Source organism: Spiroplasma ixodetis (assembly GCF_059729505.1).
The window spans coordinates 494,926-520,596 of the sequence record NZ_AP038353.1; the positions used below are offsets into that span (position 1 = coordinate 494,926).

Consider the following 25,671-nt stretch of genomic DNA (forward strand, 5'->3'; position numbering starts at 1 on the left):
AACAAGGAAATTATCCCCACATGTACTAGTGTAGAGGAAAAAATGAATTGAAATGAATTCAATAGCATATTTCAAAATGAAAACGATTGTTTGAAATATATAGCGAAGTTGAAAGTAATGAAATGTATCAGGTGTGCTTCTTCTAGTTTGAATGTTTCTGATTTGAGAAGAATAAGATGTTTGAAATGTCATCAAACATTTAGTATTCTTCATGACACCATTTTTCACAAGTCACAAACACTTTTGACATCTTGGTTTTATCTCATCTTTAGATGAATAAACACCAAACATGGAATTCCATCAACAGATGTTGCAAGGGAATTGGGTGTGACATATAAAACAGCTTGAAGAATGGGTCATGAAATCAGAACTAGAATTTGGAATCAAGATGCAGGGTTCATTGATGATGGCACAGCACAGATGGATGAAATGTATCTTTCACATGTAGGTTTTAAAAAACAAGGAAGATCCTTGCTGAATAAAACCTTGATTGTTGGAGTTTATGAGAAAACCAGCAACAAACTAATTGTGAAAGTATTGAAAAAAGCAGATGAGAAAAACCTTTTATGATTTGCATTGAAACACATTTCTACTGGGTGTTGTCTATTTACGGATTCTTGGAAGAGATATGGAAGTTTCAAAAACTTCTATCACAAACATGAAATCGTAAATCATGAAGTTGGGTATGTGTCATCAACAGGTGTAAACAAAAACCAGATTGAATCTGCATGAAAACACATCCGACGAACTTTTCGAACACACATAAAAGTTTCAAAACACAATATTCATTTATATGCAAAAGAAGCTGCATATAAATTCAATAAGATACCTAGTTTTGAAACTATAATTTTGTGTTTGATTTAGATACATGTGGGGATAATTTCCTAGATAGGCTTTTATCTCCATTTATGTGATAAAATTTAAAAATAGTACATAAAGGGATAAAAGCCATTAACAATATGAAGTTTAGTTGGTATGATTACTTTACAATCAAATAATATTTGGAATATTTTAGCAACTAAAATTAACAGCGGAAAAGAAATTATTTTTTTTGATTTTAATTGATGAAAAAAACAAATTTTTGAATATTCTTTAACTACTAGTGTTATAAGTATTTCTATTGTTGGTATATTTTGAATGAATTTTATTCAATTTGGTGGTGCTATGAATTGTATTTGAAATAATATAAAAAAATCTTTATTTGATGATAATAAAGATGATAAGCAGAAATTATTAATAAAACGTTTAGAAAAGTTAGAAGAAGAAATTAAAGAAATTAAAGAAAGTTATAATAAATTATTTTTAAAAATAGATATTAACGAGACAACTGAAACAACAAAATTATTAGAAAAAGATATAGAAAATATTAATAATTTAAGATTTGTTTATAAAAATGAAAGAAATTGTAATTCTTTAATTTTGTAAATTAGAATAAACCCATATTATTAGTCAGTGCCAACCATAACCTTGGTTGGTTGGCCGCGGGGTTTAGCCCCTCTGGGGTGAGTTGCAGAGCAACGGAGGGGCAAAGCCCCTATTACTTGGATAAAATTTCAGTATTTAAAGAAAGGGAAAATTAGAGAAATGTTTAAAACAAGAAAAGAAAATTTAAATCAGAAAAATAACAAACTTAAATCAATAACTGATTATCAATGATTAGCTTTAGATATCGGAACAGAAAACTTTAAAGCTAGACATATTAATATAGGTCTTAGATATGATGCTCCAACCTATTTAGCTGAAGAATATGAAAAAAATAGAATTATTTACGGAGAAGAGGCTAATGCTTTAACTGACAAAACAAATGAAAACGTTATTATTAAACGTTCAGTTCGTGATGGTAATATTGCTGATCCAGATGCTTTACAACGTATTCTTACTAAAATTTTTCAAGATTTTAGACTTGAAATTAAAGATTTAAAACAAAGCAAAAATAACTTTATAAAAAAAAATGAAAATTAGATAAAAATCGTAACTTGATTGTGTTGATGGCAACACCAAGTGAAATTAATTTAGTACAAAAAGAAGCTTTAGAAAATATTGTATATCGTTTAGGAGCACTCCGTGGATTTGTACAAGAAGAAGTAAAAATGTCAGCCTTATGTTCAGGGCAAGATATTTTTGGAAGTGCAATTATGTGCATTGATATTGGTGGTGGCAGTACTGATGTTGCTATTATTAGTAATAATTCAATATTGTATTCATATACAACACATTGTGCTGGTGACTATTTAATACAAAAATTTCAAGAATATATTATAAAAAAACATACCTTAAAAGTTGGAATAAAAGAAGCTGAAGATGTTATTAAAAATATTGGCTCACTTATGAAATATCAAGATGAAAAACCATACACAATTTCGGGTTTTTCATTACCTAGATTAAATTCTCAGCCAGGAGAAACAATGTCAATTTCTAAAACTATTGAAATTACACCAGAAGAAATTCGTGAAAATGTTATGCAAGTTCAATTCAAAGAACATATTATTCCAGCTATTCGTAGAGTACTAAGAAATTCTGGTGACAAAGCTGCTGGAAGTATTAGTGATTTAAAGAAAAAAGGTAAGGGAATCACAATTTGTGGTGGTGGAGCTTATATTAAACAACTTGATAAATTTATTCAAGAAGAATTAGCAAAATAATATTATATTGAAGTTAAAACTGATAAAGGTACAAAACCAATGCGTAAAAAATATGAAGGAGATCTTTTTGAAGTGCGGACTGCTCCAAATCCTTTAGATAACGTTATTGATGGTTGTGTAAAATATCGTGATACAATTTACAAACAATTAATAATTGAACAAAATCCTAGACGTGAAATTCTAATAAAGGACGAAGATTTAGGATAAAAAAAACTATAAAAATCTTAAATTAATTTAAATTATTAAAAATTTTTTTAAACTTTGGTAATTTTTTTGAGTTATCAATTCCTGATTCAAAAGAAAAACATTCGTATTTCATAACATTTGATACATTTCAATTTGATATATTTTGATTAAAAGATATTGCATGTCAAAACATACCATTCATACTTTTTACTTTTGATGTATCTCAAGATGAAATATCTTGATTAAATGTTTCACAAAATATAAACATAAATTGTAAATATGTAAATTCTGATGGTAATTGATTAGGTACTTTTTCAATTGTTCTTGGCATATTAACAACTTGAATTTCTCCCTGATCATTTTTATAAAATCCAATTTGAACAATTTCTTTACTATTTATATTTGATAAATCTCTTTCATTAGTTGTTATTTGTTTGCCATTTTTATCAATGTAAATTGTATCTTGTTGAGTTTTATTATTTAAAACATAATTTTTTTGTGAACTTGTGTTTAAAACAGTTACAGTTAAACTTCCTGCAACTGATGCAAGTGTTAAAACACTTAATGCTGTCAATATTTTTTTCATTTTTTCATCATTTTATTTTATTTTAACTTTATTTAAGAATTCAATTTTACTTTACTACTTTTTGAAGGTAAATTCACAAAAATTATATTTTTTTGACTAAAAATTTTTATTTTTTAAAGTTAAAACTTTTTTGCAGCTTCTTTAATATACTGTTCAAATTTATCCATCGTTTTTTCTGGTCCTAATGTCGGCAAACCTCCACCTTTTGCTAATATTTTAGAACCAATAAGTAAATTAGCATCATTTTGATGAAGTTCTTGAACCTTAGTACCACAAATAAGAATTGGTTCTACTACTTTAGCACCTACAAATTCTCATGTTCCTTTTAAATAAATTGCGTGATTGCCTCATAAATATCAACCATATGGTGCTCCTTGTGTCGCCAAAATTTGAACTTTTAAATGTGGTAATAATCCTCTAACTTCACCTTGTTTGGTATATTTATAATCAAAAGTTTTACCAGCAACTAAGATGTGATCTAAATAATTTTTTGTCATGCTAGTAACATTAAAATTTGTCATTGGTGTTGTATATATAACTTTATTAACATTTTTTAGTTGATTAATATAATAATCAGAATCTTTTTCATTAAAATATGAAGTAAAGTTTTTTTGCGTAATAGTAATACTTGCCATTGGTATTTGATTTAAATCTAATTCAATTATCGAATCTTCTGGATGAAATTCACGATAATATTTAACAAAACGAGATACTAAACTTTCAGAATAAGATAGTTCTTTTTTAATCATAGAAGAACGAATTACTAATACTTTATTTGTCATTATTTTTGCCTCCGAAATATCTAAAATAACTTTGTAATTTGATTTTATCAGTTTTTATTTATTATTTTTTAAAAAATAATAAATAAAAATATAGTTTTATAAAAAAATGAAATATTTATTATAATTTTATCAATTTCTATAAAGTGTTATTATTAAAGTGTGTAAAACTTTTAAAAAAGTTTATAGAAAAATTTTAAATTAAATAGATATTAAATTTAAAAATTAGATATAAGTTAGTTATTATAGAAATTTTAGTACTTGTACAAAAATTATAATTATTAAGAAATTTGAGATCAGACTATCAAAAAAATGGAAAGAGGTAAAAATATGAATGAAAGAAAACAAAAATTACTTGAATTGATGAATAGAAATTAACAAGTAGAATGGCAACTTTTTTTAGGACTGTTTTTTGGTAGACATTTGTGCTTGGTGTTTTATGGGGGTTAAGTAGTTTAGAGTGCTGTGGATTCTTATGTTGTTGTATCAATTGATATAATCAAATAATTCTAATTTTAATTGGATTAATGATGTAAAATTTTTATCATTATTAAACTCTGTTTTGAAAGTTTTGAAAGTTGCTTCAGCAACAGCGTTATCATAAGGACAACCTTTTTTGCTTAAAGATTGGGTAATATTGAATGCTAATAAAACTATTGATAAACTTTTATTATTAAATTCATTACCGCGATCGCTATGAAATATTTCAATATTTTTTAAACAACGATTTGAGCAAATAAATGCTTGATATAATAATTATGCATCTTTTTTAGTACCTACACTATGTCCAATAATTTCGCGATTGTACAAGTCGATTAATAATCAAATATAGTTTTATTTATCATTAACTTGAACATAAGTTAAATCACTAACAATAACTTCATTTTTAAGCCTATTATTAAAGTCTCTATTAACAAGATTAGTAATTTGACTATCATTGACTTTATTATGATAATTTTTGTATGATAATTTAGTGTATTTTGATATTAAATTATGTTTATTCATAATTTTTTTAATTTTTCGTCTTGATAAATTAATTTTCTTTTCTTTTAGAACAACTTTTAATCTTCTTGTTCCATAAGTTTATTTATTTTCTTTAAAAGCACTAATAACAGCTTCATCATACATATTATTTTGAATTTTATCTTCTTTTTTCTTGAAATTAAAATAATATGTTGATTTAGAGATTTTTAAAAAACGAGACATTGTACGAATTTTATATTTAACTTTATTTTTAGTAATAATTTCTATTTTCTGCCTATTATTAGTGCTGCTTGCTTTAAAATATCATTTTCCATTCTTAATTGTTTTAATTCTTTTAAAATAAATCATTAATGGATTTTATCCCTTTATGTACTATTTTTAAATTTTATCACATAAATGGAGATAAAATCCTATCTAGGAAATTATCCCCACATGTATCTAAATCAAACACAAAATTATAGTTTCAAAACTAGGTATCTTATTGAATTTATATGCAGTTTCTTTTGCATATAAATGAATATTGTGTTTTGAAACTTTTATGTGTGTTCGGAAAGTTCGTCGGATGTGTTTTCATGCAGATTCAATCTGGTTTGTGTTTACACCTGTTGATGACACATACCCAACTTCATGATTTACGATTTCATGTTTGTGATAGAAGTTTTTGAAACTTCCATATCCCTTCCAAGAATCCGTAAACAAACAACACCCAGTAGAAATGTGTTTCAATGCAAATCATAAAAGGTTTTTCTCATCTGCTTTTTTCAATACTTTCACAATTAGTTTGTTGCTGGTTTTCTCATAAACTCCAACAATCAAGGTTTTATTCAACAAGGAAGATCCTTGTTGAATAAAACCTACATGTGAAAGATACATTTCATCCATCTGTGCTGTGCCATCATCAATGAACCCTGCATCTTGATTCCAAATTCTAGTTCTGATTTCATGACCCATTCTTCAAGTTGTTTTATATGTCACACCCAATTCCCTTGCAACATCTGTTGATGGTATACCATGCTTTGTGTTTATTCATCTAAAGATGAGATAAAACCAAGATGTCAAAGGTGTTTGTGACTTGTGAAAAATGGTGTCATGAAGAATACTAAATGTTTGATGACATTTCAAACATCTTATTCTTCTCAAATCAGAAACATTCAAACTAGAAGAAGCACACCTGATACATTTCATTACTTTCAACTTCGCTATATATTTCAAACAATCGTTTTCATTTTTAAATATGCTATTGAAAAATTATTTCAATTCATTTTTTCATCCACAAGTACATGTGGAAATAATTTCCTTATTCAGGGCGCATCAAGTTAATGGTTAGATTTAATAAGAACTTAAATGAGAGATAACACTCTCATTTTTTAATTGTTAAACAATTATAATTAATTATTTTATTAAACCAGCACTTTATTAAAGTAATTAATTATTACATAACTAAATAAAAAAAATTATTTAGAATATTGTGCTGGAATATTCCAATAGTAATTTTTGTGTTACTCTTTTACAATTTGATATTTTTTTGGTTCCCTTCCCCTAGAACCACTACCCTCCAAGGCTTATGCTACTTACAGTAGCATAAGCCTTACGTATAGTAGATAAGTAGTTAGTAGTATATAAGCATTTTTTATCACTGTAGGTGATAAGGCTTATACATAGAAAGGATACGTAATGATTAATGTTAATTTAGATATTAAAAATAAAATTAAAGAAACAACTAAAGGTATGTTATTAGAAATTGGTGAATATGAAACATGATTTCCTATTAAAGATACTATTATTGATGAAAAAAATAAAAAAATAGCATTAAAAATAATTGAAGATTTTTATTATAAATTAGGTAAAAAATCAATTACAAAAGATATTTAAAGTGTTAAAGGTAGTGATATTTTAAAATATATTAAAAATATTCCAAATATTACTAGAAATGAAAATGAATTAATATCTTGTGAATTTTATGAACAATATAATGGTTATTATATTTTTAAAAATGATAAAAATCAAGAATGTTTTAAATATAACATTACATGAGAACAAGGCATGAAAAGTTTTAAAATAAATAATCCATATAACGATAATGATTTAGCAATTAATTATATTGTTACACCAATGAAAGATATAAATACTCATAATGAAAAAATATTTTATTTAAAGTATTAAAGGAAATTAATATGTTATTAAATGTTGAAAAAATCTAATTAATTAAAAATTTATGTAATGAAAAATTACTTAAAAATAAAAAATATATTGAAATAGATGAAATATTAAAAATTATAGAAAGTGATTAATAATTATGGAATGTAGAGAATATAGAATTAAAGGTTCATGTGATATTTGTCATAAAAATTCATCATATGGAAATAGAACTTGTAATAAATGTTTTTATAAATTAATTGGTAAAAATAATGAAATGTAATATTCATAATGAAAAATATATATGATTTAGTGAATTAGAAAATACATATTATTGTAATAAATGTATTAATAACATGATTGAAGAAGATATGTATTTAACATCAAATAATTGAGATTACTTATATGAATATTATATTAATGAATTACAATTAGAAAATTTTAAAGGAGTGTAAAAATGAATCAATTAGAATTACAAAATGCAATGAAATTAATAGAAAAATTTGAAGAATTACAAGAAGAATTTAATAGTAAATATGAAGATTTAGAAATTAACATTAATGCTGGTGGTGATTTAAAAATTAGTTGTGATTATTTTAAGGCTTTTATCCCTTTATGTACTATTTTTAAATTTTATCACATAAATGGAGATAAAAGCCTATCTAGGAAATTATCCCCACATGTATCTAAATCAAACACAAAATTATAGTTTCAAAACTAGGTATCTTATTGAATTTATATGCAAAAGAAGCTGCATATAAATGAATATTGTGTTTTGAAACTTTTATGTGTGTTCGGAAAGTTCGTCGGATGTGTTTTCATGCAGATTCAATCTGGTTTGTGTTTACACCTGTTGATGACACATACCCAACTTCATGATTTACGATTTCATGTTTGTGATAGAAGTTTTTGAAACTTCCATATCCCTTCCAATAATCCGTAAATAGACAACACCCAGTAGAAATGTGTTTCAATGCAAATCATAAAAGATTTTTCTCATCTGCTTTTTTCAATACTTTCACAATTATTTTGTTGCTGGTTTTCTCATAAACTCCAACAATCAAGGTTTTAAAAAACAAGGATCTTCCTTGTTTTTTAAAACCTACATGTGAAAGATACATTTCATCCATCTGTGCTGTGCCATCATCAATGAACCCTGCATCTTTATTCCAAATTCTAGTTCTGATTTCATGACTCATTCTTCAAGCTGTTTTATATGTCACACCCAATTCCCTTGCAACATCTGTTGATGGTATACCATGCTTTGTGTTTATTCATCTAAAGATGAGATAAAACCAAGATGTCAAAGGTGTTTGTGACTTGTGAAAAATGGTGTCATGAAGAATACTAAATGTTTGATGACATTTCAAACATCTTATTCTTCTCAAATCAGAAACATTCAAACTAGAAGAAGCACACCTGATACATTTCATTACTTTCAACTTCGCTATATATTTCAAACAATCGTTTTCATTTTGAAATATGCTATTGAATTCATTTCAATTCATTTTTTCCTCCACACTAGTACATGTGGGGATAATTTCCTATTTTAATTATAAAAATGTAAATCAATTAGAACAAGTAATTATTGATTATAAAAGAATTATTAAAGGTTAAAGAGAAAGTAGTGAATAAATATGGTAGCAGCACCTAAAAAGAAACCAGAAGATTTAATGATTAAGCAAATTATTATTCATTTAAGATTTACTGAAAAAGATTATAAAAAATTAAAAGAAATTTGTGAAGAAAAAAATATGAAAATTAATGGATTTATAAGAAGTTTAATTAAAAAAGCAATAAATAAATAAATAGAAAGAGTAATAAATAATGAATAATTTATATAAAAAAATACTTAAATTACAATTAGAAATTGGTAGTACACCTAAAAATGGTTTTAATAAATTTGGAAATTATAAATATTGATTATTAAGTGATATTTTTAATAAATTTAAATTATTATGTAAATAATTAAATATTGTTATTACACATGAAGATATATTAACAACTGATAGAAAAATAAATTATTTAGATACTAAAAAAGTAGAAATAACTTATTTTAAAAGATATACAATTATAGATTTAGATAATGATAAAGAATTAAAATATTTTGATATACTTGCTTGTGCTAAAAATACAGATATAGCAAAAGCAAAAGGTAGTGCAGAAACTTATGCTTATAGATATTTTTTAATGAATTTACTTTTATTAAGTGAAGATGAACTTGACCCAGATAATGATAATGTTAATTTAATTACAAATAATAATAAACAACAAAGTTATAGTAATAATATAAAAGTGTCTAATGAAAAATGAGAACCAAGTGAAAAAACAATTAGATTATTTTGAAAAATATATGATTACAAATACAGTTTTATTTGATGAATGTATAAGAGAAGATATGGAAAGATTAAATCCAAGTAATAATAAAGATTTTTTTAATATTAATGGGTGAAAATTATTTAAAAGTATTATTTGATAAATTTAAAGATATTCGTGAAATATTTAAGAATTTAAAAAATAATAATAAAAGTGAATATAGAAATTATGAATAATTATTTACTTTCAATTGACCCATCAATAAAAAATACTGGATTTACATTATGACCCACCAATTTTTTGATTAAGACCTTGAGATAAAGAATTAAGTATATATGTTGCTGAAGAAATTATTAAAGAAAATAAATGAAATATAACAGTTAATAATCATGATGAAGCAGATAGTTTATTAATTGGTTGATATTATTTAAATAAGGAGAATAAATAATAGAATTAAAATTTGATATGGATATTTTTACAAAAAATGCAATTATTGAATCATCAGAAAATTTAAAAAAATTAAAACAATTAAACATATCAATTAATTTATGTAATTGTAAAAAGGATAATAATTAATGCAAAAACAAAAACAAGAAAAAGTATTACTTAAATGTATTGTTAAAGATTGTAATAGTAAAGTATTAGTTACTTTAAAAACTTTAGATATAGAAAGTAGTATAGAACAATTTTTTAATATGTGTTTTTTTCATAAAAAAACAATTTAAAAATAAAGTTAAAGAAATAAAAGAATATTATAAAAAAGTTTAAACAAGTATAAAAAAAATAATGGTTTAGAATAAAATTATAAAACTTAATATAATTTTTTAACTCATTACTTTATTTTAAACTATATGGGCTTTTTTTTAAAATAAAGAGGAAAAAGGTATAAAATTATGAAATATTTTAATCCAAGTTATTGATTTAAATTATGAGTATTAACTGCACCATTATTTAATGATAAAACACAAGGTATTAATGCTAAGTCAATTGATAATAAAAAGATTAAAGATTGAGCTAACAACAATACAACTAGTTTAGAATCAATAAATGAATCAAACATTTTTACAAATATAAGTAATTATCAAGTATATAATTTAAATGAAACAAATCAAAATATTAATCCAATTTATCAAACAGATTTAGAAAAAAGTAAACATAAACATCGACATAAAAAAAGTAAAAGAATTAAAAAACAAGTTACACCAAATCCAAGACCATCTAAAGAAATTTTTAAATTAAATGAAAAATTAATTATTAATGAAAATAATCGAATAGAATATCAAACTAGTTTTCAAACTATTATTAATGAATTAGTTGATAGAGGAGTATTAACAAGAATTAGAGATCTAAATGTATTAGTTAATGCTGATTTTATTTTTGAAGATAATACTATTTTTACTTTAAATCCTGAATCAAATTATGGTTATTTTAGATTACCAGTTGCAATTCGATGACAACAAAATACACAAAGTATTGAAAATAATTTAGAATTAGTTTTAAGAACAGATAATTTATATCTTCAAGGATTTATAGTTAATAATAATTATGGCTTTTATCCCTTTATGTACTATTTTTAAATTTTATCACATAAATGGAGATAAAAGCCTATCTAGGAAATTATCCCCACATGTATCTAAATCAAACACAAAATTATAGTTTCAAAACTAGGTATCTTATTGAATTTATATGCAGCTTCTTTTGCATATAAATTAATATCGTGTTTTGAAACTTTTATGTGCGTTCAGAAAGTTCGTCGGATGTGTTTTCATGCAGATTCAATCTGGTTTGTGTTTACACCTGTTGATGACACATACCCAACTTCATGATTTACGATTTCATGTTTGTGATAGAAGTTTTTGAAACTTCCATATCCCTTCCAAGAATCCATAAATAGACAACACCCAGTAGAAATGTGTTTCAATGCAAATCATAAAACGTTTTTCTCATCTGCTTTTTTCAATACTTTCACAATTAGTTTGTTGCTGGTTTTCTCATAAACTCCAACAATCAAGGTTTTATTCAGCAAGGAAGATCCTTGTTGAATAAAACCTACATGTGAAAGATACATTTCATCCATCTGTGCTGTGCCATCATCAATGAACCCTGCATCTTGATTCCAAATTCTAGTTCTGATTTCATGACACCATTTTTCAAGCTGTTTTATATGTCACACACAATTCCCTTGCAACATCTATTGATAGTATACCATGCTTTGTGTTTATTCATCTAAAGATGAGATAAAACCAAGATGTCAAAGGTGTTTGTGACTTGTGAAAAATGGTGTCATGAAGAATAATAAATGTTTGATGACATTTCAAACATCTTATTCTTCTCAAATCAGAAACATTCAAACTAGAATAAGCACACCTGATACATTTCATTACTTTCAACTTCGCTATATATTTCAAACAATCGTTTTCATTTTGAAATATGCTATTGAATTCATTTCAATTCATTTTTTCCTCCACACTAGTACATGTGGGGATAATTTCCATAATTATTATCATTTTGATTTTAGAAATATCAATATGAATATGCAACCACAAGCTGTTAGAGATGGTTCAATTCCTCTTTTAAAACGAATTGAAGGAATACAAAATAATATAGTGTTAAATGGAATTAGTCCAGATTACAGGGATATGATACGTGAAAACGATGAAAATATTTATTGAAGTAATATTTTTGGTTCTTTTTTTCAATTGATAAATCGTATGGATGATAATTTTAATGAGCAAGGAATTTTGATAGAAGGTGCTTTAGGGAATTTAGCTAGATCTTTGGGTTATGTAATTTTAGTTACTGCAGAATAATTAAGATTTTGATCACTTCATACTCATATTATTCAACAATTAGTTAATAATAATCAATATATTACTTTAGGACGTAATAATCGCAATCCTATTTACAATATATTAGTTAATTGAAATGATGAATTTCGTACTCAATCTCTTATAATAGATTTACTTTCAACTCCAAATGATAGAAGACCTAATCCAAATTCAAATCAAGAATCAAGAAATATATTGACTTAATTTGGCTATTTAAGAAGAAGAGACGATGAACATTTTGTAAATTTCTTATCAAGAATATTAATTTTGCCAATAAATCAACTTACAAATATTCTGGCACATAGCAATATTAGAATTATATTATCTTATTTTATTAAACCAAATTTAAATAATTGTAATAGAAGAAAAGCAAGACAAATAACAAATAATAATTATTGACATGAAAAATTTTGTGATTTAAAACCACAAATTGATAAAATTCAAGGAAAAATAACTACAATAAAAATTTTAGATGAAAAAGTTGGTGGTAAAGGTTTAAATTTAAAAGCAGGAGATATTTATATTGGTACAGATAATGGAGTATATTTAATTCATGGAGAAAGAATCGATAAAATTGAAGAATTAAACTTTCCGGTAGAAAATATTATATTAGATAATAATGGAAACGCTTATGTAACAAATAATATGGGAATAATTTACACTTTTACTAAATATTATGGTTTTGATAATAGATGAGGTATTAGAAAAATGGGAACTATCAATACTGGAAATAAAGTAAATATTATCAAATGTATGAATGAAAAACCTGATGAAGGTAGTCATATTGTTAAAGAAGCATTGTATATTGGTACTGAAAACGGTGTTTATTTTATAAATAGTGATAAAGTTTATAATGATAATCAATATACTGAAAGATTTGATAATTTAAATTTTTCAATAAAAGATATAATTTTAGACCACAAAGGTAGTGCTTACGTTATTAACAACGCAAGAAAACTATTTCGTTTAAATTTGTTTGTATGAGGTCACACAAAAATTGATAAAGATAATTTTAAAGTAAATATTGTAAAAGTAGTAACTCATAATGATGATAAAGATCATGTAGTTAACAAAGCAATATATATTGGTACTGAAAATGGTTTTTATTTTGTAAATGGTGATCAAGTATTTAAAGATAACCCAGATATTAGTAGATTTGATAATCTAAATTTTCCAATAGTTAATATTGAACTTGATGTTCTTGGTAGTGCTTTTGTAACAAATAATATAGGTGAAAAATATCATTTACATTTCATAGGATGAAGTAATGATAAAGTAGAAAAGAATAGAAAGAAAAGAGAAATATCTTTTATAGATGATTTAGAAGAAAACAATGAATTACAAAACACATTAAAATGAAACAAAAATATTACCAATTTTATTAATCATGAACAACATTTACCAATTGATAATAAAACAAATTTTGTTACAAATAATGTAACAAGTTTATAAAAATATAAATAAAAAAAGTTACCTATATGGTAACTTTTTAATTAGGTGCCAACCTAATCATATACAGAATGAATTATACTTACTTAAGTAAGTACTTTTATATTATACATTATTTAAGATTGTGGAAAAATATTATTTTATATTTTTCCTGAAAAAGAATTTACAATAATATTAAAATAAGGAGAACCATTTTTAGAAACATTAATATTAGCATTTTTAATAACAGTATTAGATAATTTATCTTTTATTTCTTTTTTTGTAGAGTTTTCATTAAGTTTATATACATTTAAAATTTGTTTTAAATTACTATTATTATTTACAACAAAATAAACATATTTTGCTTTTTCATAAAGATAATTTATATTATCCGGTATAGAAGTTTTACCAATAATATTTTTTTTATCAATTTTAAAGAAAATAAAAGGTTTTTTTGTCAAATGTTTCAACATTAATTTCTTTAATTTCACTAAAAAATATATCATATTTTTGTGGTAAAACATCTGGATTATTATTACAAGCAATTATACTAGCACTAGATGTACTTGATAAAATTATTGTTGTTAAAATTCTAATTAATTTTTTCATGAAATTATTCACCTACTTATCATTAATGGTTTTTATTATAACAAATTATCTAGGATTAAATACTATTTTTGAAATAGTTAATTTATAGTATTTATAATATCTTATATATTGTGTTATTGGTCTTAAAATATCTTTTTCACTAAAAAGCGCAAGTTCTAATTGCATGATATTTGGAAATAATTGGACAATTAAATTAAATTCTTTATAATAAAAATCAAAAAATCCTAACATTGTATCTTTTTTATTTTCAATGCTTTGTGCAACAATATAATCATCAATTTTAGATTGCATATAAGTATTTTCAATACTATATAAATTATATTCATTTCTATTAATTTCTAATCCTATTTTACCGTTACCTCAGTATCCAGCATATAATCCTTGATGATATCCTTGATATGTTATTTTATTATCTTCATAATGTTTTAACTTTAATGGTTGATTGTATATTGCTAATTCTTTTAATTCTCTTGAAAAAACAAAAGTTTGAGATTTAGATGGGTTAAAGTTTTCTGTTTTAAAACAACTACTTAATTCAAGATTAAATCATTCTTCTGTTTCATATTCATAACTTAAATATACATCTATGCTTTTATAATATCTCTTTAAATCATTAAAATTATTAATTAATAATGTAGGGTCTAAATAATCTTTAAAATTAATATTTATTTCTAATGGTTTGATTTTAGAAACTATATTTTCTACTCATGAATTATAATCTCATATTAATTTATCTTGTGTATGAGTAAATATAACTGTTTTTGGTATATTAACTTCTATACTTGGATTTTTTGGAATTATTACAATTTGTTTTGCTATATTTTGAGGACTTGGTGGTAATATTTTTGCTGGATAACTAAAAGTAGTTTCTTCACTTTCTGAATATTCATCATGATTTAATTTATACAAAGTTGTTCAATTAAAAGCATTACCAGTTAAATAACCCATATTATTATAACGAAATTGTGCAACTGCTATTTCATTATAATCACCTTGATAAGTAAAATGATTATCACTATAAAATTTATGTCTTTCTTCACCTTGATGTAAACTTTGAGTTACAATTGTATCAATAATATAAGCATAATTTGAACCATCAATTACACCATTACTTGTAGGATTTCATTGACATTCAGTATCTTCATTTGTAAATGGTGAAGCAATATCTAAAAACTCAGTATCTTCTGCTAAAATATAAACTTTATTATTTTTCTTTTGTGATAAATCAACAGTTGATATTTGTTCTTTAATTTCTAATTTCTTACCAGTAGTAGTGTTTCATGGATAAACACTTATTCTATCACTTAATTTCATTGTCATAGCAGTTGTTGAAACATTAGCACCTAATAATTTACCAATAGTAAAATCATTATTATTTGTAAATACATTTAATGGAATTAAACCACCATTACCAATAATACTTTCTAAATTACTTGTAAAAAATGCACTCATAAAACCATTAAAATATAACATTTTTTTATATTGTTGAATATTTTGAGTAATAACTCAACTACTTCATATACCTAATGTTAAAGAATTTAATAATTTACCAATTAAAGGAATATCACTTAATGCAAAAGGTAATCATTGATTACTATCATAAGGCATTTGTATTAATGGAGAAAATACAAAACTATTAAAATTTAATATTGCTGACATATATTTTTGTGTTATTTTACTATAATCTACAGTTGGACTTCCTATAATTAAATGAGTATCTGGGTCTTTATATTTAAAATTACTTGACATATCAACATTATAATTACCCGTTAAATTATTTATATTTCATTCACTATCTCAAAAGAATTTTGCTTCTCCTACTGATGTACCATTACTTAATCTTGCTTTATCTTTATCAAAAGAAAGCATACCTTTAAAATCTTTTGTTACAAATAAATTATCTTGAAAATTTAATGAATTTTTTAATCATTCTGTAAAATTTTTAAAATTAGTAAATCCAGTAGGTTTAGCGTCCATAATATTATAAAATGTTGTTTCTGGATGACTACTTGTTGTTATTTTATCATTTATACCAGCAAGTAAACCACCATTATTTTTAATATCAGTTGTATATTTTTCATTATTACCAGCAATAAATAATCTTCTTGAAGCAAATATTTTACTTTCAAATATTTCTTCATTTCCTTGTTTTATAGGTTCTTGACCTTGAATTATTGGTCTACCATAATAATAACAACTTGTTAATAATTCTAATCCATAACTTTGTCTATGACTATAACGTACACCAATATCACGCATTAAAGTACGATTTAACGTTACTTTTCCTTGTTGAATAGTAGGGAAAGCATAACCACTACCAGGACTTGCATATTGTACAAAATCAAGTGTATTTTGACCACTTGCAACTACTCTATCATTTAAACTACTAAAAGTTAATACTTGCATACTAAATGCACCATTATAAGGACTATAATAATTTGTTACATTTGAAATAAATAATAATTGTCTATCTTGATTTTTACCACTATTACCACCAATATTTTCATTTTCATCATTAAATACACAAAAGAATTGTAAATAATCATCAATTGTAATATGTTCTTCAAACATTACTAAAGTATATTGTCTTTTAGTTTGTACTGTTTTAAATATTTGATTATTTGGTAAACCACTAAAATCAACACCACTTGTATCATCAATTAAATAAGCATTTCAATAATCACCAATTTTATATTGTTTTGTATAATATTGGTCTTGACCACTAGATTTATGAGTTACTGGGTCAATTTTACCTTTATTTTTTTGATATATTTTTGTACTATTTTTTCAAATACATACAACTGGAGTATTACCAGTTAATATTAATTCATATTGTCCAAAATCACTTATTTTACTATTAATAGGTTTATAACCAGTTTCAGTTAAAGGTATAGCACCATTATTTATAACAAATGGAAATATTTTTCAATAACTACATCTTTTAATTAGCAATTGTTGTCTTTTTAATTGAATGTGTAGATGTTTCATTAATTGAATTTGTTGATGTATCATTTTCATTATCTCCTAAATCTTTATTTAATTTTTGATTTTCATTAATAATATTTTCTAATTTATTTTCAGCCATTAATTGGTCAATATTATCATATTCACCAATTGCTTCAATTATTGTCATTGTGCCATTATTTAATCTTGAATTAATAATTTTGTCTTGTACTATTTGGTCAGTCATAGCAATTGGAATAAATTTAAAGCTATAAAATCTTTCTCCAATACCATTTCATAAATTTTCACTAATAAGTAATAAATCAAATATACGATAAAAATAAGCACTATAAAATGCTATTTTTATTTCTGTAGTTTCCATATCATATTTATTATTAAACATACTTTGTGTTTTATTAGTATAAACATCATTACCATGTTCATCATAATCATAACCAGCACCATTAAATATTGCTTTAGCAGTACCATTATAATCTAATCAATATTCATTAAATTTTGGGTCACCTTGAATAATTTGCATACCACCATTACCATTTTTATCATATCCAGCACTACCAACATTAACAAACATATCTTTTTTAGGATTTTCTGCAATATTACCATTTTCTTGCATTTCTTTAACTGTTTCATTATCTAATGTAGCAAATAAAGTAGTAACATTTAATTCTCTTTCTAATCTTTTTTGTCTAATTACACGATTTAAATCTCAAATTAAATCTCATACTGGTGTACAATCTGGATAAGCATTTAAAGTAGTTGCATTACCATATAAATTTATTATTGGTAAATTTGTTATTTCAAAAATAGGTATATAATTAAATGGATTTTTAATTTCATAAATTTTTAATGGAATAATATTTGGTTTTAATTTTGTTCTTGTAGAACCTAAAATAATATCTTTATTATTATCTTTATATGTTTCATATTTAACTTTTCCATTTTGTATTTTTACTCATGTTAAAGTTTCACTATCTGCTTGTTCATTAATAAAATAAAATTCTGCTGATTGTTCTTGTTCATTATATTTAGCAACTCTACCACAAAAACTATTAGGTAATATTTTAAGTGATTTACTATTATCTTCATTAACTATAATCATAATAAATACTTTACCCATTAAACTATTTTGTAAACCAAATTTATAAAATTTTTCTAATCATTTATCTTTTAAATTCATTTCATTTAAATAATCTAATATTTCTTTTTTACTTGAATTAAATAAAAAACCTTTACCTAATCATAATTTAGTTGATTTTTGAGCAATAATCATAGGTATATCAATATATCAATTACTTTTATCACAACTTAAATATTCCGTTGTATTTATCATAATTCATCACCATTAAATTTATTTTTATTAATTAATAATTTATTATTAATACCATTAATTAATCATTTCATTTCATGCATTAAAGCATACATATCACTATCTCAAGTATCATCATGTAAATCTAACATTTTAGGAGTATTATTATTACTATCTAATTTTTTTTATCTAATCATTGCATTAAACTATATTGTCTTTTAGTTTCTGGACATTTTTCTCAATTAAAACTAATAATATTTTTAAGCATACAAATTGTTGTAAAATCAATTCTATCATTTAAATATAAAATTGATTTATCTACTGCTATAAATTTTAATCATGTTATATTACGTTTTTTAACTCAACTTTTTAAAACATCAATAAATACTAATCCACCATTACCATAATCAACATAACAAATAAAACCAAATAACATTGCTATATAACGTTTACTTTCATTTAAATAATAATTAATAATATCATTTGCTAAAGTATAAGTATCTTTATATTGCATAGTAACATTACTATAATAAAATTCACTTTCTTTATGCGCTCTTCTACTATTTTCATTTTCACCAATAAATCATAAACTTCCAGCAGTAGGATGACCACTTGAACTTGTTGCCATACCAATATCTAATCCACCAGTTAATCTTTCTAATTGAAAATCTAATTTAGTTCCTACTTTATCTAAATATCTTGCAAATATAGCACCAGTAAGAATACTAGGAACTCCATAATATCAACTTTGTGCTTTAATAGGGTCTAATACTTTTAATTCTTCTAAATCATTAATCATATCTAATGTCAAATTATGAGCATTTACTTTTCAATTTGAATAATGAAATAATTTAAATATATTATTATCAAATACTGAATTAATTTGTTCATTATTATTTTTCATAATTTCTAAATTAAAAGGTACTATTTTATTCATATATTCAATAAAATATTGATAAATATTATCTGGATTACAACTTTTTATTTTAATTCTTTTTTTAGCATTACCTAATGCAAATGTAATTGTTTAAAATTCTTGTTGACTAAATTCATTTGCTTCTTCACATCATTCAATTGCTAAATCAAAACCTTTAATTTCACTAGGAGAAAGTCCTTTTAAAGGTATTCTATCATTTGAATTACTATATACACCGATAACTCTAATAAATGATTTACTACCTTTAAAACGAAAATCTACTTGTTTATTTGGATATTTTAGACTAAAATCTTTATAATCATTTAATCCAATTGTTATTAAAGCATTATATATTTCTTTAACTAAATCATTAATATCTTTATTTAATTTTCTAAAACAATATATAGCAATTGATTTATTATTTTTAATTGAATTAGCAATACTATATGTTTTACTTGAATATCTACTTCCACTTAAATTATATTCACTATGAGTAAAATCACTTTTATTTAATAATCAATAACTAATTTCATGTAAATAAGTAAATTCTTTATTAATAATATTATTCCTGTAATTCTTCTAATTTTAAAAGTTGACCATATCTTATAGGGTCACTAACAATAGCGATTGTATCCTTCTGCATTTGTAAAGAAAGCATTATTCTACCATTAATATTATCTCAATCCAAAGTTTGAACCTCAGTATTTAACTCACCATATAAAAATTCTTTACAAATAAAAGCAAATTTTTTAATACTTGTTTGACTTTCAAAATTATAATAAATTTTATATTTAGTATTTGTTTTAAAAATATATTTAATGTGATTTATATTAACTTTTGTTTCAGCTTCTTTTCATTGTGGAATACTTGGAATTGGTTGTATTTTATTATCAACATATCTTTTATTTACAGCATCTTGTGGTTTTGTAGGGTCTCCTATATCAACAATTCTAGTATTATTTGAAGTAATAATTCTTTTTTCTTTAGGTTGAATAATATTAGGAGAATTAGGGTCTATTATTCATAATGATTCACCACTACCACCATTAGCACTAATAATATCATCATCAATAGTAATATTTTTACCTGCTATTAATTTATTTTGTTTAATAGTATCTAAATATCAGCATTATTCATCTATTTTTATATCAACATATTATTTAGTACTAGCATCACTTAAAAATGTAGGAGTTCCAACATCAATTATTCTTTTACCATTAACATCAATACCTTTATCATCTTTTGGTTTAATAAAATTAGGATTATCTTTATCAACTTCTCATAATGAATTATCAATATCTGTTTTAATACCAGTAGTATCAATATTAACTATTGTTCTTAATAAATTTTGTGGATGACTAATAGTAATTTTAGTTCTAAAATCTAATGATTTTATATTATTATATGGTATATATGCATTTAATGGACTATCTTCACCACAATTTGAAATAAATTTATTAAATCAATTATTTTTTTGTGGTTCTATATCTTTTAATTTAAAACCTTTAATATTTGGATATTCTTTAATTTTTCTTAAACAATTAAATACTTCTGGTGGTATAAAATAAGGGTCATCTGGATTAGTTTCACTATAAGTTAATCCACCTTGACTAATTGAACCTTGACCACGTAAATAATCTACATCTTTAGTTAATAAAAATCTAACATAATGAGTAGTTGCTGTTTGAATATTATCAGTAAAATCAGTTGGTGTTATTTCTGGTCATTTTTTTGAAATAGTAAAACCACTTAAATAATAAATATTACTACTTGCTACAGATATTGCAAATCAAATTTCATTATCTGGAGTAGTAACTTTATCAAATAATAAATCATTAAAATATTTAGATGATTTAAATTCTTGAACTGTTATAAATAAAATTGGGTTTTTAATAGCCATAATAATTTACTCCTTAATGTAAAATAAAGGGTATTTAAACCCTTTAAATTTTAAATTTAGTTGCTTTTTGTTTATCTTTTTCAGTTAATTCTTTCTTTTTAGATTTTTGTAATAAAACAAAATTATCTACTTGTTCTTTATCTACATTAAAACTATCAAGTAATTTTGCAGTTGATGTAGTTTCTAATTGTAAATGAATATTTAATTGTTTAATATTTGCTGTAATAAATTCTAATTCTTTATTACGTTTTAATTCTTTTGCTAAATTTGATTGTTTTGATTTTTTAATTAATTTACCAAATAATAGAAATGCTAAAGTAATACATATTCCACTAGCAACTGCTCCTCCTATTACTGCTGATATTAATTCTATTGAAAAATTCATTTTTTATTCCTCCAATTGTATTTTATTTGAATGTTGTTTACATAAATGACATTCTTTTTTATGTTTTTTAATTTCTTTATATTGATATATTAAATAAGGACTTGTAATAATAATTGGTATTGTTATTAATATATATTTAATTAATTTTCCATAATTACCTAATTTAGTAATAATATTTAATCCAATATGACTAAATATAGGAAATAAAGTTAATATTAAATGGTCTGGTCAAGTAAAATTATATTGATTAGTATAATTACCTATTCCTATTTCTATTGGTATTTTAGGTATTAATCAAGGTGTTATTGTAAAAAATAATGTTATTAACATACCAATAATATGAATAGTTATTTTTAAAATATTTGATATTAAAATTTTTATTTTATCTATATGAGTACTATTTTTATTAAATAAAATTTTATTTAATCTTTTATATTCTTTATTATCTTTACTTAATGGATTAATATTATTTCATATACCAATTGGTTTAATTGGTGTATCTAATTCAATAATAATTACCACCTACTTTCATGTTTTATAAAAATTAGAATTTCTTTTAATTTTTATATATTTATTTGTATGTAAAGATTTTTTTAATAATTGTTTTCTTTCATATCTTCATTGATTACTTCCTATTTCATTTTTTTTGATTTCTACACTACTTTTTTTACATTAATATTATTTGGATAAATTACACTAGTATCTTGTGAACCATAATATTTCCCTTTTTTTGCTAATTCACTTTTAACATATTTTCTTAATTCACTTGGTAATCATTTTCTATTTCAAAATTTTCAAAATATAGTTCCAGCATCAGTACCATTTTTACCTTTTGCTTGTGTCATTAATATTCATATTTCTTGTGGAAATGCTGGATAAGTATAAGGACCATATCATATTTGTTTTTTATCATTATCACTTTGAAATAATGTTGTTAAAGTTCCGATTTTTAAATTTTTATTATCAACAATAAATCTTCCTTTTTTAAATCATGAACTTGATAATACTTCTCATGCATTATCTGGTATTTCTTCTTCATTTTCTTTAAATAAATTATTAAATTTATTTACATAATTTTTAACTGTTCTAATTTCTGTTGGCATAATAGATTTTTTAAAACTATTTATTGGATTTTTAAATTTATTAATTTCATGTTGAAGTATACTTAATTCACTTGTTTTTAATATAGTTATTAATTTTTTAAGTATATTTTTATTTAAAAATGAATAAGGTTGATGTATTTAATTTTCATTAACATTTTCACTATCAAATACTGCTTTTAATGATTGATTTTTATAATAATTTTTTAAAGCATTTATTAATGCTAATTTAATATCATTACTTGCTAATGCATAATATATTCATTCAATAATTAAAAGAAACATTATAAACTCATATGATTATAATCTCAAGTTAATGAACCATTATCATCATTTAATGGTACTTCGCTCATATTATCACTACCATATTGAGTATTTGTTTCACTATTAATTGAAAATCTATTATCATTGATTAACTGTGCTGTTTCATTTGTAAAACTTGTTTCTTGCATTTCTACATCAAATTTTCTTTCCATAGGTAATAAATTATGAATAATTTCACTTGCACCAGCAACAATAGTTGGAATGGCATAAGCATTATTAAAATCATTATTAATACCCATAGCAACTCCAGAAGATATTAAACAACCACCAGTTGCCATATTTGCTATTTTACGTATAGTTTCAAATCTATTTGGAATTAATTCTAGAATTCCATTAATAAGATTTGAAATACCATAAGCATTTAAACTAATATAAGTATCTCAATCCATAAAAGATTGTTTATCATTATTACTAAATAATAAATCTGGTGGAAAAGGGTCTACTGTTGTTGTAGTAATTGGATTTTCTGTTGGATTGGGATTAATAGAAGAGTTATTAAATTTACTATAATTTGCTAAACCAATTGTTCCTAAACCTAATAATATTTTTTTAGAACTATTAATTGAAGCTAATACTGGATTTGCAATTACTTGCCCATAATAAGCACTTGTACCTATCATTGCACAAATTGGACTTATACCAGCTCTAATTAATTTTAATAAAGTATAGTTATTCAATGGTGTAGTCTCAGCATGTTGTGGCATTTTTAATTTCTCTTTTTAATAATTGATTAGTTTTTTTAATTTGAATTCTAACTGTTCCTTGACAATGAATATTATCTCCAACACATATAGCAAAATTATCATGTACATTACTTACTATAAAATAATCATTTCTTAATTTAGGATATTCATCTAATAAAATTGCTCTTATATCATTACTTGTAGTTAAATCTTCTGGTTTAGGAGAATAAATAGTAATATGTGCTTTTTCATTAAAATATTTATATATAAATTCCATAATTATTTTTTAGTAAATTCTAGTTTTACTGTTCCATAATAATCTTTATTATTACCAGAAATAATAGCACTTGTTGATGTAATATTACTAAATGTTGTTTTATCTTTTTCATAACCATTATTACCAATATTTATTATTATAGTTTCTAATTCATCATTAGTAGGAGTAGTTCCTGCCATAGTAATTTTTCCTAAATTTTTATAATAAATTACATCTTGTAAATCTAAAATATTCATATTATCATAATCAGTACTTTGATATGTTGCATTAATATTAGTTGTATCAACTTTATAATTTTTTGCTCTTGCTTCTTTAATTTCATCTATTGTTGGCATTTTTTCTTGAATAATATACATTAAATTAGGTATTATTGCTGCTGCTAATGAATATAATGCTTTACCAATAATACGAATATTATCTGTAGCATTATCTAATTTATTTCTTACTTTAGTAAATGAAATAGGCATACCTCACATATATCTGTTATAAACTAAACCAAATAAATCTAATAATTTATAATCTTTTTCTAAATTCATACCAGAAACAGTATCATGAATAAAATCTTGTTCTAAATAAAAACTTTCATAAAATTCCATTCCCATAATTTGATTTGTATATCTTTTACCAGTTGCTAAAGTATTTGCTGCAATTTGTCCATAATTTAATAATATAAATGCTTTTGCAAGATTAAAACTACTATCAATACCACCAGCACCAGTTAAATCTGCTTTATTAATACCAACTGTAATATCATCTACTTTTTTAATTAATTTATTATTTCTTTCTCTAATTGTATAATAAGCATTTAATGCTTGTTCTTTAGTCATATTATTTAAATTTAAAGGTAATACTAATGATTTAGCAATTGCATAATCTTTTGTACCTTGTAAAAATATTAATTCAAAATTTTCTCTTAAATTTCTCATAAATGAACTTGTTCAATTTGAAACAATTTGTGTTGCTACATTTGCTGGTGAAGTCATAAATCTTTCAATATCAAATTCTGGAATATTAAAATCAATTGTTAATTCTTTATCAATAATTAATGTTGTTGTTTTAACTATTCCTTTTTGTCTTTTAGTACCAGTAAATTCATCTCATGTTGAACCTCATAATACACGAAAAGTTGCTCTATATATTGCCATTGCTACACCACTAATATTTGCTATTTGGTCAGCAGTAACAGTATTTATCATAAATAAAGTACTTAATTCAGCAGTTAATTCACCACGAACTTGTGCTTCAAGTACACTTAAAACAGCATTTTCAGTAGGAGAATTACCACCAATAATAAATGCTTTAGGTATTTGTGGAATTGCCAT

39 protein-coding genes and 1 pseudogene are annotated in these 25,671 nt (G+C 23.5%); 16 read left to right on the plus strand and 24 right to left on the minus strand.

Going from position 1 to position 25,671, the window contains the following annotated elements; all coding sequences use genetic code 4:
- Positions 1–42 precede the first annotated feature (42 nt).
- The 5 genes from AC6I4F_RS03305 (at position 43) to AC6I4F_RS03325 (ending at position 2,849) form a co-directional block, all read left to right on the plus strand.
- Positions 43–864 carry an IS1595 family transposase gene (locus AC6I4F_RS03305; protein ID WP_497874370.1) on the plus strand — a complete coding sequence of 274 codons (822 nt, stop codon included), beginning with the start codon at positions 43–45 and terminating at the stop codon, positions 862–864.
- Between the two features lie 111 nt (positions 865–975).
- Positions 976–1,425, plus strand: a complete 450-nt coding sequence (locus AC6I4F_RS03310; RefSeq protein ID WP_497874371.1) for a hypothetical protein — start codon at positions 976–978, stop codon at positions 1,423–1,425.
- Between the two features lie 159 nt (positions 1,426–1,584).
- A complete protein-coding gene (locus AC6I4F_RS03315; protein WP_497874372.1) occupies positions 1,585–1,962 on the plus strand; it encodes a rod shape-determining protein in 378 nt (125 codons plus the stop codon).
- 20 nt (positions 1,963–1,982) lie between these two features.
- Positions 1,983–2,642: a rod shape-determining protein gene (locus AC6I4F_RS03320; protein ID WP_497874373.1), complete on the plus strand. Its 660-nt coding sequence runs from the start codon at positions 1,983–1,985 to the stop codon at positions 2,640–2,642.
- 72 nt (positions 2,643–2,714) lie between these two features.
- Positions 2,715–2,849 (plus strand): hypothetical protein, encoded by a 135-nt coding sequence (locus AC6I4F_RS03325; protein ID WP_497874374.1) that lies wholly within the window; start codon positions 2,715–2,717, stop codon positions 2,847–2,849.
- A gap of 22 nt (positions 2,850–2,871) precedes the next feature.
- Here the strand turns inward: AC6I4F_RS03325 and AC6I4F_RS03330 are convergent, their stop codons facing one another.
- From AC6I4F_RS03330 to AC6I4F_RS03355, 6 genes and pseudogenes are all read right to left on the minus strand, one after another.
- Positions 2,872–3,414 carry a BspA family leucine-rich repeat surface protein gene (locus AC6I4F_RS03330; protein ID WP_497874375.1) on the minus strand — a complete coding sequence of 181 codons (543 nt, stop codon included), beginning with the start codon at positions 3,412–3,414 and terminating at the stop codon, positions 2,872–2,874.
- 119 nt (positions 3,415–3,533) lie between these two features.
- Positions 3,534–4,196 (minus strand): FMN-dependent NADH-azoreductase, encoded by a 663-nt coding sequence (locus tag AC6I4F_RS03335; RefSeq protein ID WP_497874376.1) that lies wholly within the window; start codon positions 4,194–4,196, stop codon positions 3,534–3,536.
- Between the two features lie 396 nt (positions 4,197–4,592).
- A complete protein-coding gene (locus tag AC6I4F_RS03340) occupies positions 4,593–4,949 on the minus strand; it encodes a transposase (RefSeq protein ID WP_497874652.1) in 357 nt (118 codons plus the stop codon).
- A gap of 78 nt (positions 4,950–5,027) precedes the next feature.
- Positions 5,028–5,264, minus strand: a pseudogene (locus tag AC6I4F_RS03345) (IS3 family transposase); the annotation flags it as partial.
- 12 nt (positions 5,265–5,276) lie between these two features.
- A complete protein-coding gene (locus AC6I4F_RS03350) occupies positions 5,277–5,525 on the minus strand; it encodes a hypothetical protein (protein WP_497874377.1) in 249 nt (82 codons plus the stop codon).
- 90 nt (positions 5,526–5,615) lie between these two features.
- On the minus strand, positions 5,616–6,389 hold the full coding sequence (locus AC6I4F_RS03355) for an IS1595 family transposase (protein ID WP_497874378.1): 774 nt from the start codon (positions 6,387–6,389) through the stop codon (positions 5,616–5,618).
- Positions 6,390–6,851: 462 nt separating this feature from the next.
- Here AC6I4F_RS03355 and AC6I4F_RS03360 point away from each other — a divergent pair, with 462 nt between their 5' ends.
- The 4 genes from AC6I4F_RS03360 (at position 6,852) to AC6I4F_RS03375 (ending at position 8,022) form a co-directional block, all read left to right on the plus strand.
- Entirely contained in the window at positions 6,852–7,049 is a 198-nt protein-coding gene (locus AC6I4F_RS03360; RefSeq protein WP_497874379.1) for a hypothetical protein, read from the plus strand.
- 424 nt (positions 7,050–7,473) lie between these two features.
- A complete protein-coding gene (locus AC6I4F_RS03365) occupies positions 7,474–7,596 on the plus strand; it encodes a hypothetical protein (RefSeq protein WP_497873665.1) in 123 nt (40 codons plus the stop codon).
- A complete protein-coding gene (locus tag AC6I4F_RS03370; protein WP_497873846.1) occupies positions 7,586–7,768 on the plus strand; it encodes a hypothetical protein in 183 nt (60 codons plus the stop codon). Before AC6I4F_RS03365 ends, AC6I4F_RS03370 begins: the two co-directional genes overlap by 11 nt.
- Before the next feature lie 2 nt (positions 7,769–7,770).
- Positions 7,771–8,022: a hypothetical protein gene (locus AC6I4F_RS03375; protein ID WP_497874380.1), complete on the plus strand. Its 252-nt coding sequence runs from the start codon at positions 7,771–7,773 to the stop codon at positions 8,020–8,022.
- On the opposite strand, the gene AC6I4F_RS03380 is transcribed toward AC6I4F_RS03375, so the two are convergent.
- Positions 8,000–8,821, minus strand: coding sequence for an IS1595 family transposase (locus tag AC6I4F_RS03380; protein ID WP_497874381.1), 822 nt, complete (start codon positions 8,819–8,821; stop codon positions 8,000–8,002). The genes AC6I4F_RS03375 and AC6I4F_RS03380 overlap by 23 nt on opposite strands.
- Before the next feature lie 129 nt (positions 8,822–8,950).
- Here AC6I4F_RS03380 and AC6I4F_RS03385 point away from each other — a divergent pair, with 129 nt between their 5' ends.
- From AC6I4F_RS03385 to AC6I4F_RS03405, 5 genes are all read left to right on the plus strand, one after another.
- Positions 8,951–9,121, plus strand: coding sequence for a hypothetical protein (locus AC6I4F_RS03385; protein WP_497873845.1), 171 nt, complete (start codon positions 8,951–8,953; stop codon positions 9,119–9,121).
- A 19-nt stretch (positions 9,122–9,140) separates the two neighbouring features.
- Positions 9,141–9,281, plus strand: a complete 141-nt coding sequence (locus AC6I4F_RS03390; protein WP_497874382.1) for an ERF family protein — start codon at positions 9,141–9,143, stop codon at positions 9,279–9,281.
- Between the two features lie 57 nt (positions 9,282–9,338).
- The gene (locus tag AC6I4F_RS03395; RefSeq protein WP_497874653.1) at positions 9,339–9,734 is read left to right on the plus strand and encodes an ERF family protein; all 396 of its coding nucleotides are present in this window, start codon (positions 9,339–9,341) and stop codon (positions 9,732–9,734) included.
- 470 nt (positions 9,735–10,204) lie between these two features.
- Positions 10,205–10,354: a hypothetical protein gene (locus AC6I4F_RS03400; protein WP_497874383.1), complete on the plus strand. Its 150-nt coding sequence runs from the start codon at positions 10,205–10,207 to the stop codon at positions 10,352–10,354.
- Between the two features lie 168 nt (positions 10,355–10,522).
- Complete coding sequence (locus AC6I4F_RS03405; RefSeq protein ID WP_497874384.1) at positions 10,523–11,206, plus strand: hypothetical protein; 684 nt, start codon at positions 10,523–10,525, stop codon at positions 11,204–11,206.
- A 56-nt stretch (positions 11,207–11,262) separates the two neighbouring features.
- On the opposite strand, the gene AC6I4F_RS03410 is transcribed toward AC6I4F_RS03405, so the two are convergent.
- Positions 11,263–11,802 (minus strand): IS1595 family transposase, encoded by a 540-nt coding sequence (locus tag AC6I4F_RS03410; protein ID WP_497874385.1) that lies wholly within the window; start codon positions 11,800–11,802, stop codon positions 11,263–11,265.
- Entirely contained in the window at positions 11,753–12,124 is a 372-nt protein-coding gene (locus AC6I4F_RS03415) for a hypothetical protein (RefSeq protein WP_497874386.1), read from the minus strand. Before AC6I4F_RS03415 ends, AC6I4F_RS03410 begins: the two co-directional genes overlap by 50 nt.
- 39 nt (positions 12,125–12,163) lie before the next feature.
- Here AC6I4F_RS03415 and AC6I4F_RS03420 point away from each other — a divergent pair, with 39 nt between their 5' ends.
- Positions 12,164–12,439 (plus strand): hypothetical protein, encoded by a 276-nt coding sequence (locus AC6I4F_RS03420; RefSeq protein ID WP_497874387.1) that lies wholly within the window; start codon positions 12,164–12,166, stop codon positions 12,437–12,439.
- 285 nt (positions 12,440–12,724) lie between these two features.
- Positions 12,725–13,909: a hypothetical protein gene (locus AC6I4F_RS03425; protein WP_497874388.1), complete on the plus strand. Its 1,185-nt coding sequence runs from the start codon at positions 12,725–12,727 to the stop codon at positions 13,907–13,909.
- Positions 13,910–14,046: 137 nt separating this feature from the next.
- Here AC6I4F_RS03425 and AC6I4F_RS03430 read toward each other — a convergent pair whose 3' ends face one another.
- The 15 genes from AC6I4F_RS03430 to AC6I4F_RS03500 all read right to left on the minus strand — a co-directional run bounded on the left by AC6I4F_RS03430 (position 14,047) and on the right by AC6I4F_RS03500 (position 25,671).
- Positions 14,047–14,346: a hypothetical protein gene (locus tag AC6I4F_RS03430; RefSeq protein ID WP_497874389.1), complete on the minus strand. Its 300-nt coding sequence runs from the start codon at positions 14,344–14,346 to the stop codon at positions 14,047–14,049.
- Positions 14,318–14,494 carry a lipoprotein gene (locus AC6I4F_RS03435; RefSeq protein ID WP_497874055.1) on the minus strand — a complete coding sequence of 59 codons (177 nt, stop codon included), beginning with the start codon at positions 14,492–14,494 and terminating at the stop codon, positions 14,318–14,320. Before AC6I4F_RS03435 ends, AC6I4F_RS03430 begins: the two co-directional genes overlap by 29 nt.
- 45 nt (positions 14,495–14,539) lie before the next feature.
- Positions 14,540–17,506 (minus strand): hypothetical protein, encoded by a 2,967-nt coding sequence (locus AC6I4F_RS03440; protein ID WP_497874390.1) that lies wholly within the window; start codon positions 17,504–17,506, stop codon positions 14,540–14,542.
- Complete coding sequence (locus tag AC6I4F_RS03445; protein ID WP_497874391.1) at positions 17,436–18,788, minus strand: hypothetical protein; 1,353 nt, start codon at positions 18,786–18,788, stop codon at positions 17,436–17,438. The genes AC6I4F_RS03440 and AC6I4F_RS03445 overlap by 71 nt, the downstream gene beginning before the upstream one ends.
- Positions 18,782–18,916, minus strand: a complete 135-nt coding sequence (locus AC6I4F_RS03450) for a hypothetical protein (protein WP_497874392.1) — start codon at positions 18,914–18,916, stop codon at positions 18,782–18,784. The genes AC6I4F_RS03445 and AC6I4F_RS03450 overlap by 7 nt, the downstream gene beginning before the upstream one ends.
- A gap of 23 nt (positions 18,917–18,939) precedes the next feature.
- Entirely contained in the window at positions 18,940–19,701 is a 762-nt protein-coding gene (locus AC6I4F_RS03455; protein WP_497874393.1) for a hypothetical protein, read from the minus strand.
- A 541-nt stretch (positions 19,702–20,242) separates the two neighbouring features.
- Entirely contained in the window at positions 20,243–20,368 is a 126-nt protein-coding gene (locus AC6I4F_RS03460; protein WP_497873677.1) for a hypothetical protein, read from the minus strand.
- Positions 20,369–20,836: 468 nt separating this feature from the next.
- Positions 20,837–21,580: a hypothetical protein gene (locus tag AC6I4F_RS03465; RefSeq protein WP_497874394.1), complete on the minus strand. Its 744-nt coding sequence runs from the start codon at positions 21,578–21,580 to the stop codon at positions 20,837–20,839.
- A gap of 43 nt (positions 21,581–21,623) precedes the next feature.
- Positions 21,624–21,965 carry a hypothetical protein gene (locus tag AC6I4F_RS03470; RefSeq protein WP_497874395.1) on the minus strand — a complete coding sequence of 114 codons (342 nt, stop codon included), beginning with the start codon at positions 21,963–21,965 and terminating at the stop codon, positions 21,624–21,626.
- 3 nt (positions 21,966–21,968) lie between these two features.
- Positions 21,969–22,487 (minus strand): hypothetical protein, encoded by a 519-nt coding sequence (locus AC6I4F_RS03475; RefSeq protein ID WP_497874396.1) that lies wholly within the window; start codon positions 22,485–22,487, stop codon positions 21,969–21,971.
- Between the two features lie 131 nt (positions 22,488–22,618).
- Positions 22,619–23,068, minus strand: coding sequence for a hypothetical protein (locus AC6I4F_RS03480; RefSeq protein ID WP_497874397.1), 450 nt, complete (start codon positions 23,066–23,068; stop codon positions 22,619–22,621).
- A gap of 138 nt (positions 23,069–23,206) precedes the next feature.
- Positions 23,207–23,350 carry a hypothetical protein gene (locus tag AC6I4F_RS03485; protein WP_497874398.1) on the minus strand — a complete coding sequence of 48 codons (144 nt, stop codon included), beginning with the start codon at positions 23,348–23,350 and terminating at the stop codon, positions 23,207–23,209.
- Positions 23,350–24,093, minus strand: coding sequence for a hypothetical protein (locus AC6I4F_RS03490; protein ID WP_497874399.1), 744 nt, complete (start codon positions 24,091–24,093; stop codon positions 23,350–23,352). Before AC6I4F_RS03490 ends, AC6I4F_RS03485 begins: the two co-directional genes overlap by 1 nt.
- The gene (locus AC6I4F_RS03495) at positions 24,059–24,349 is read right to left on the minus strand and encodes a hypothetical protein (RefSeq protein WP_497874400.1); all 291 of its coding nucleotides are present in this window, start codon (positions 24,347–24,349) and stop codon (positions 24,059–24,061) included. The genes AC6I4F_RS03490 and AC6I4F_RS03495 overlap by 35 nt, the downstream gene beginning before the upstream one ends.
- Positions 24,350–24,351: 2 nt before the next feature.
- Positions 24,352–25,671 carry a hypothetical protein gene (locus AC6I4F_RS03500; protein ID WP_497874401.1) on the minus strand — a complete coding sequence of 440 codons (1,320 nt, stop codon included), beginning with the start codon at positions 25,669–25,671 and terminating at the stop codon, positions 24,352–24,354.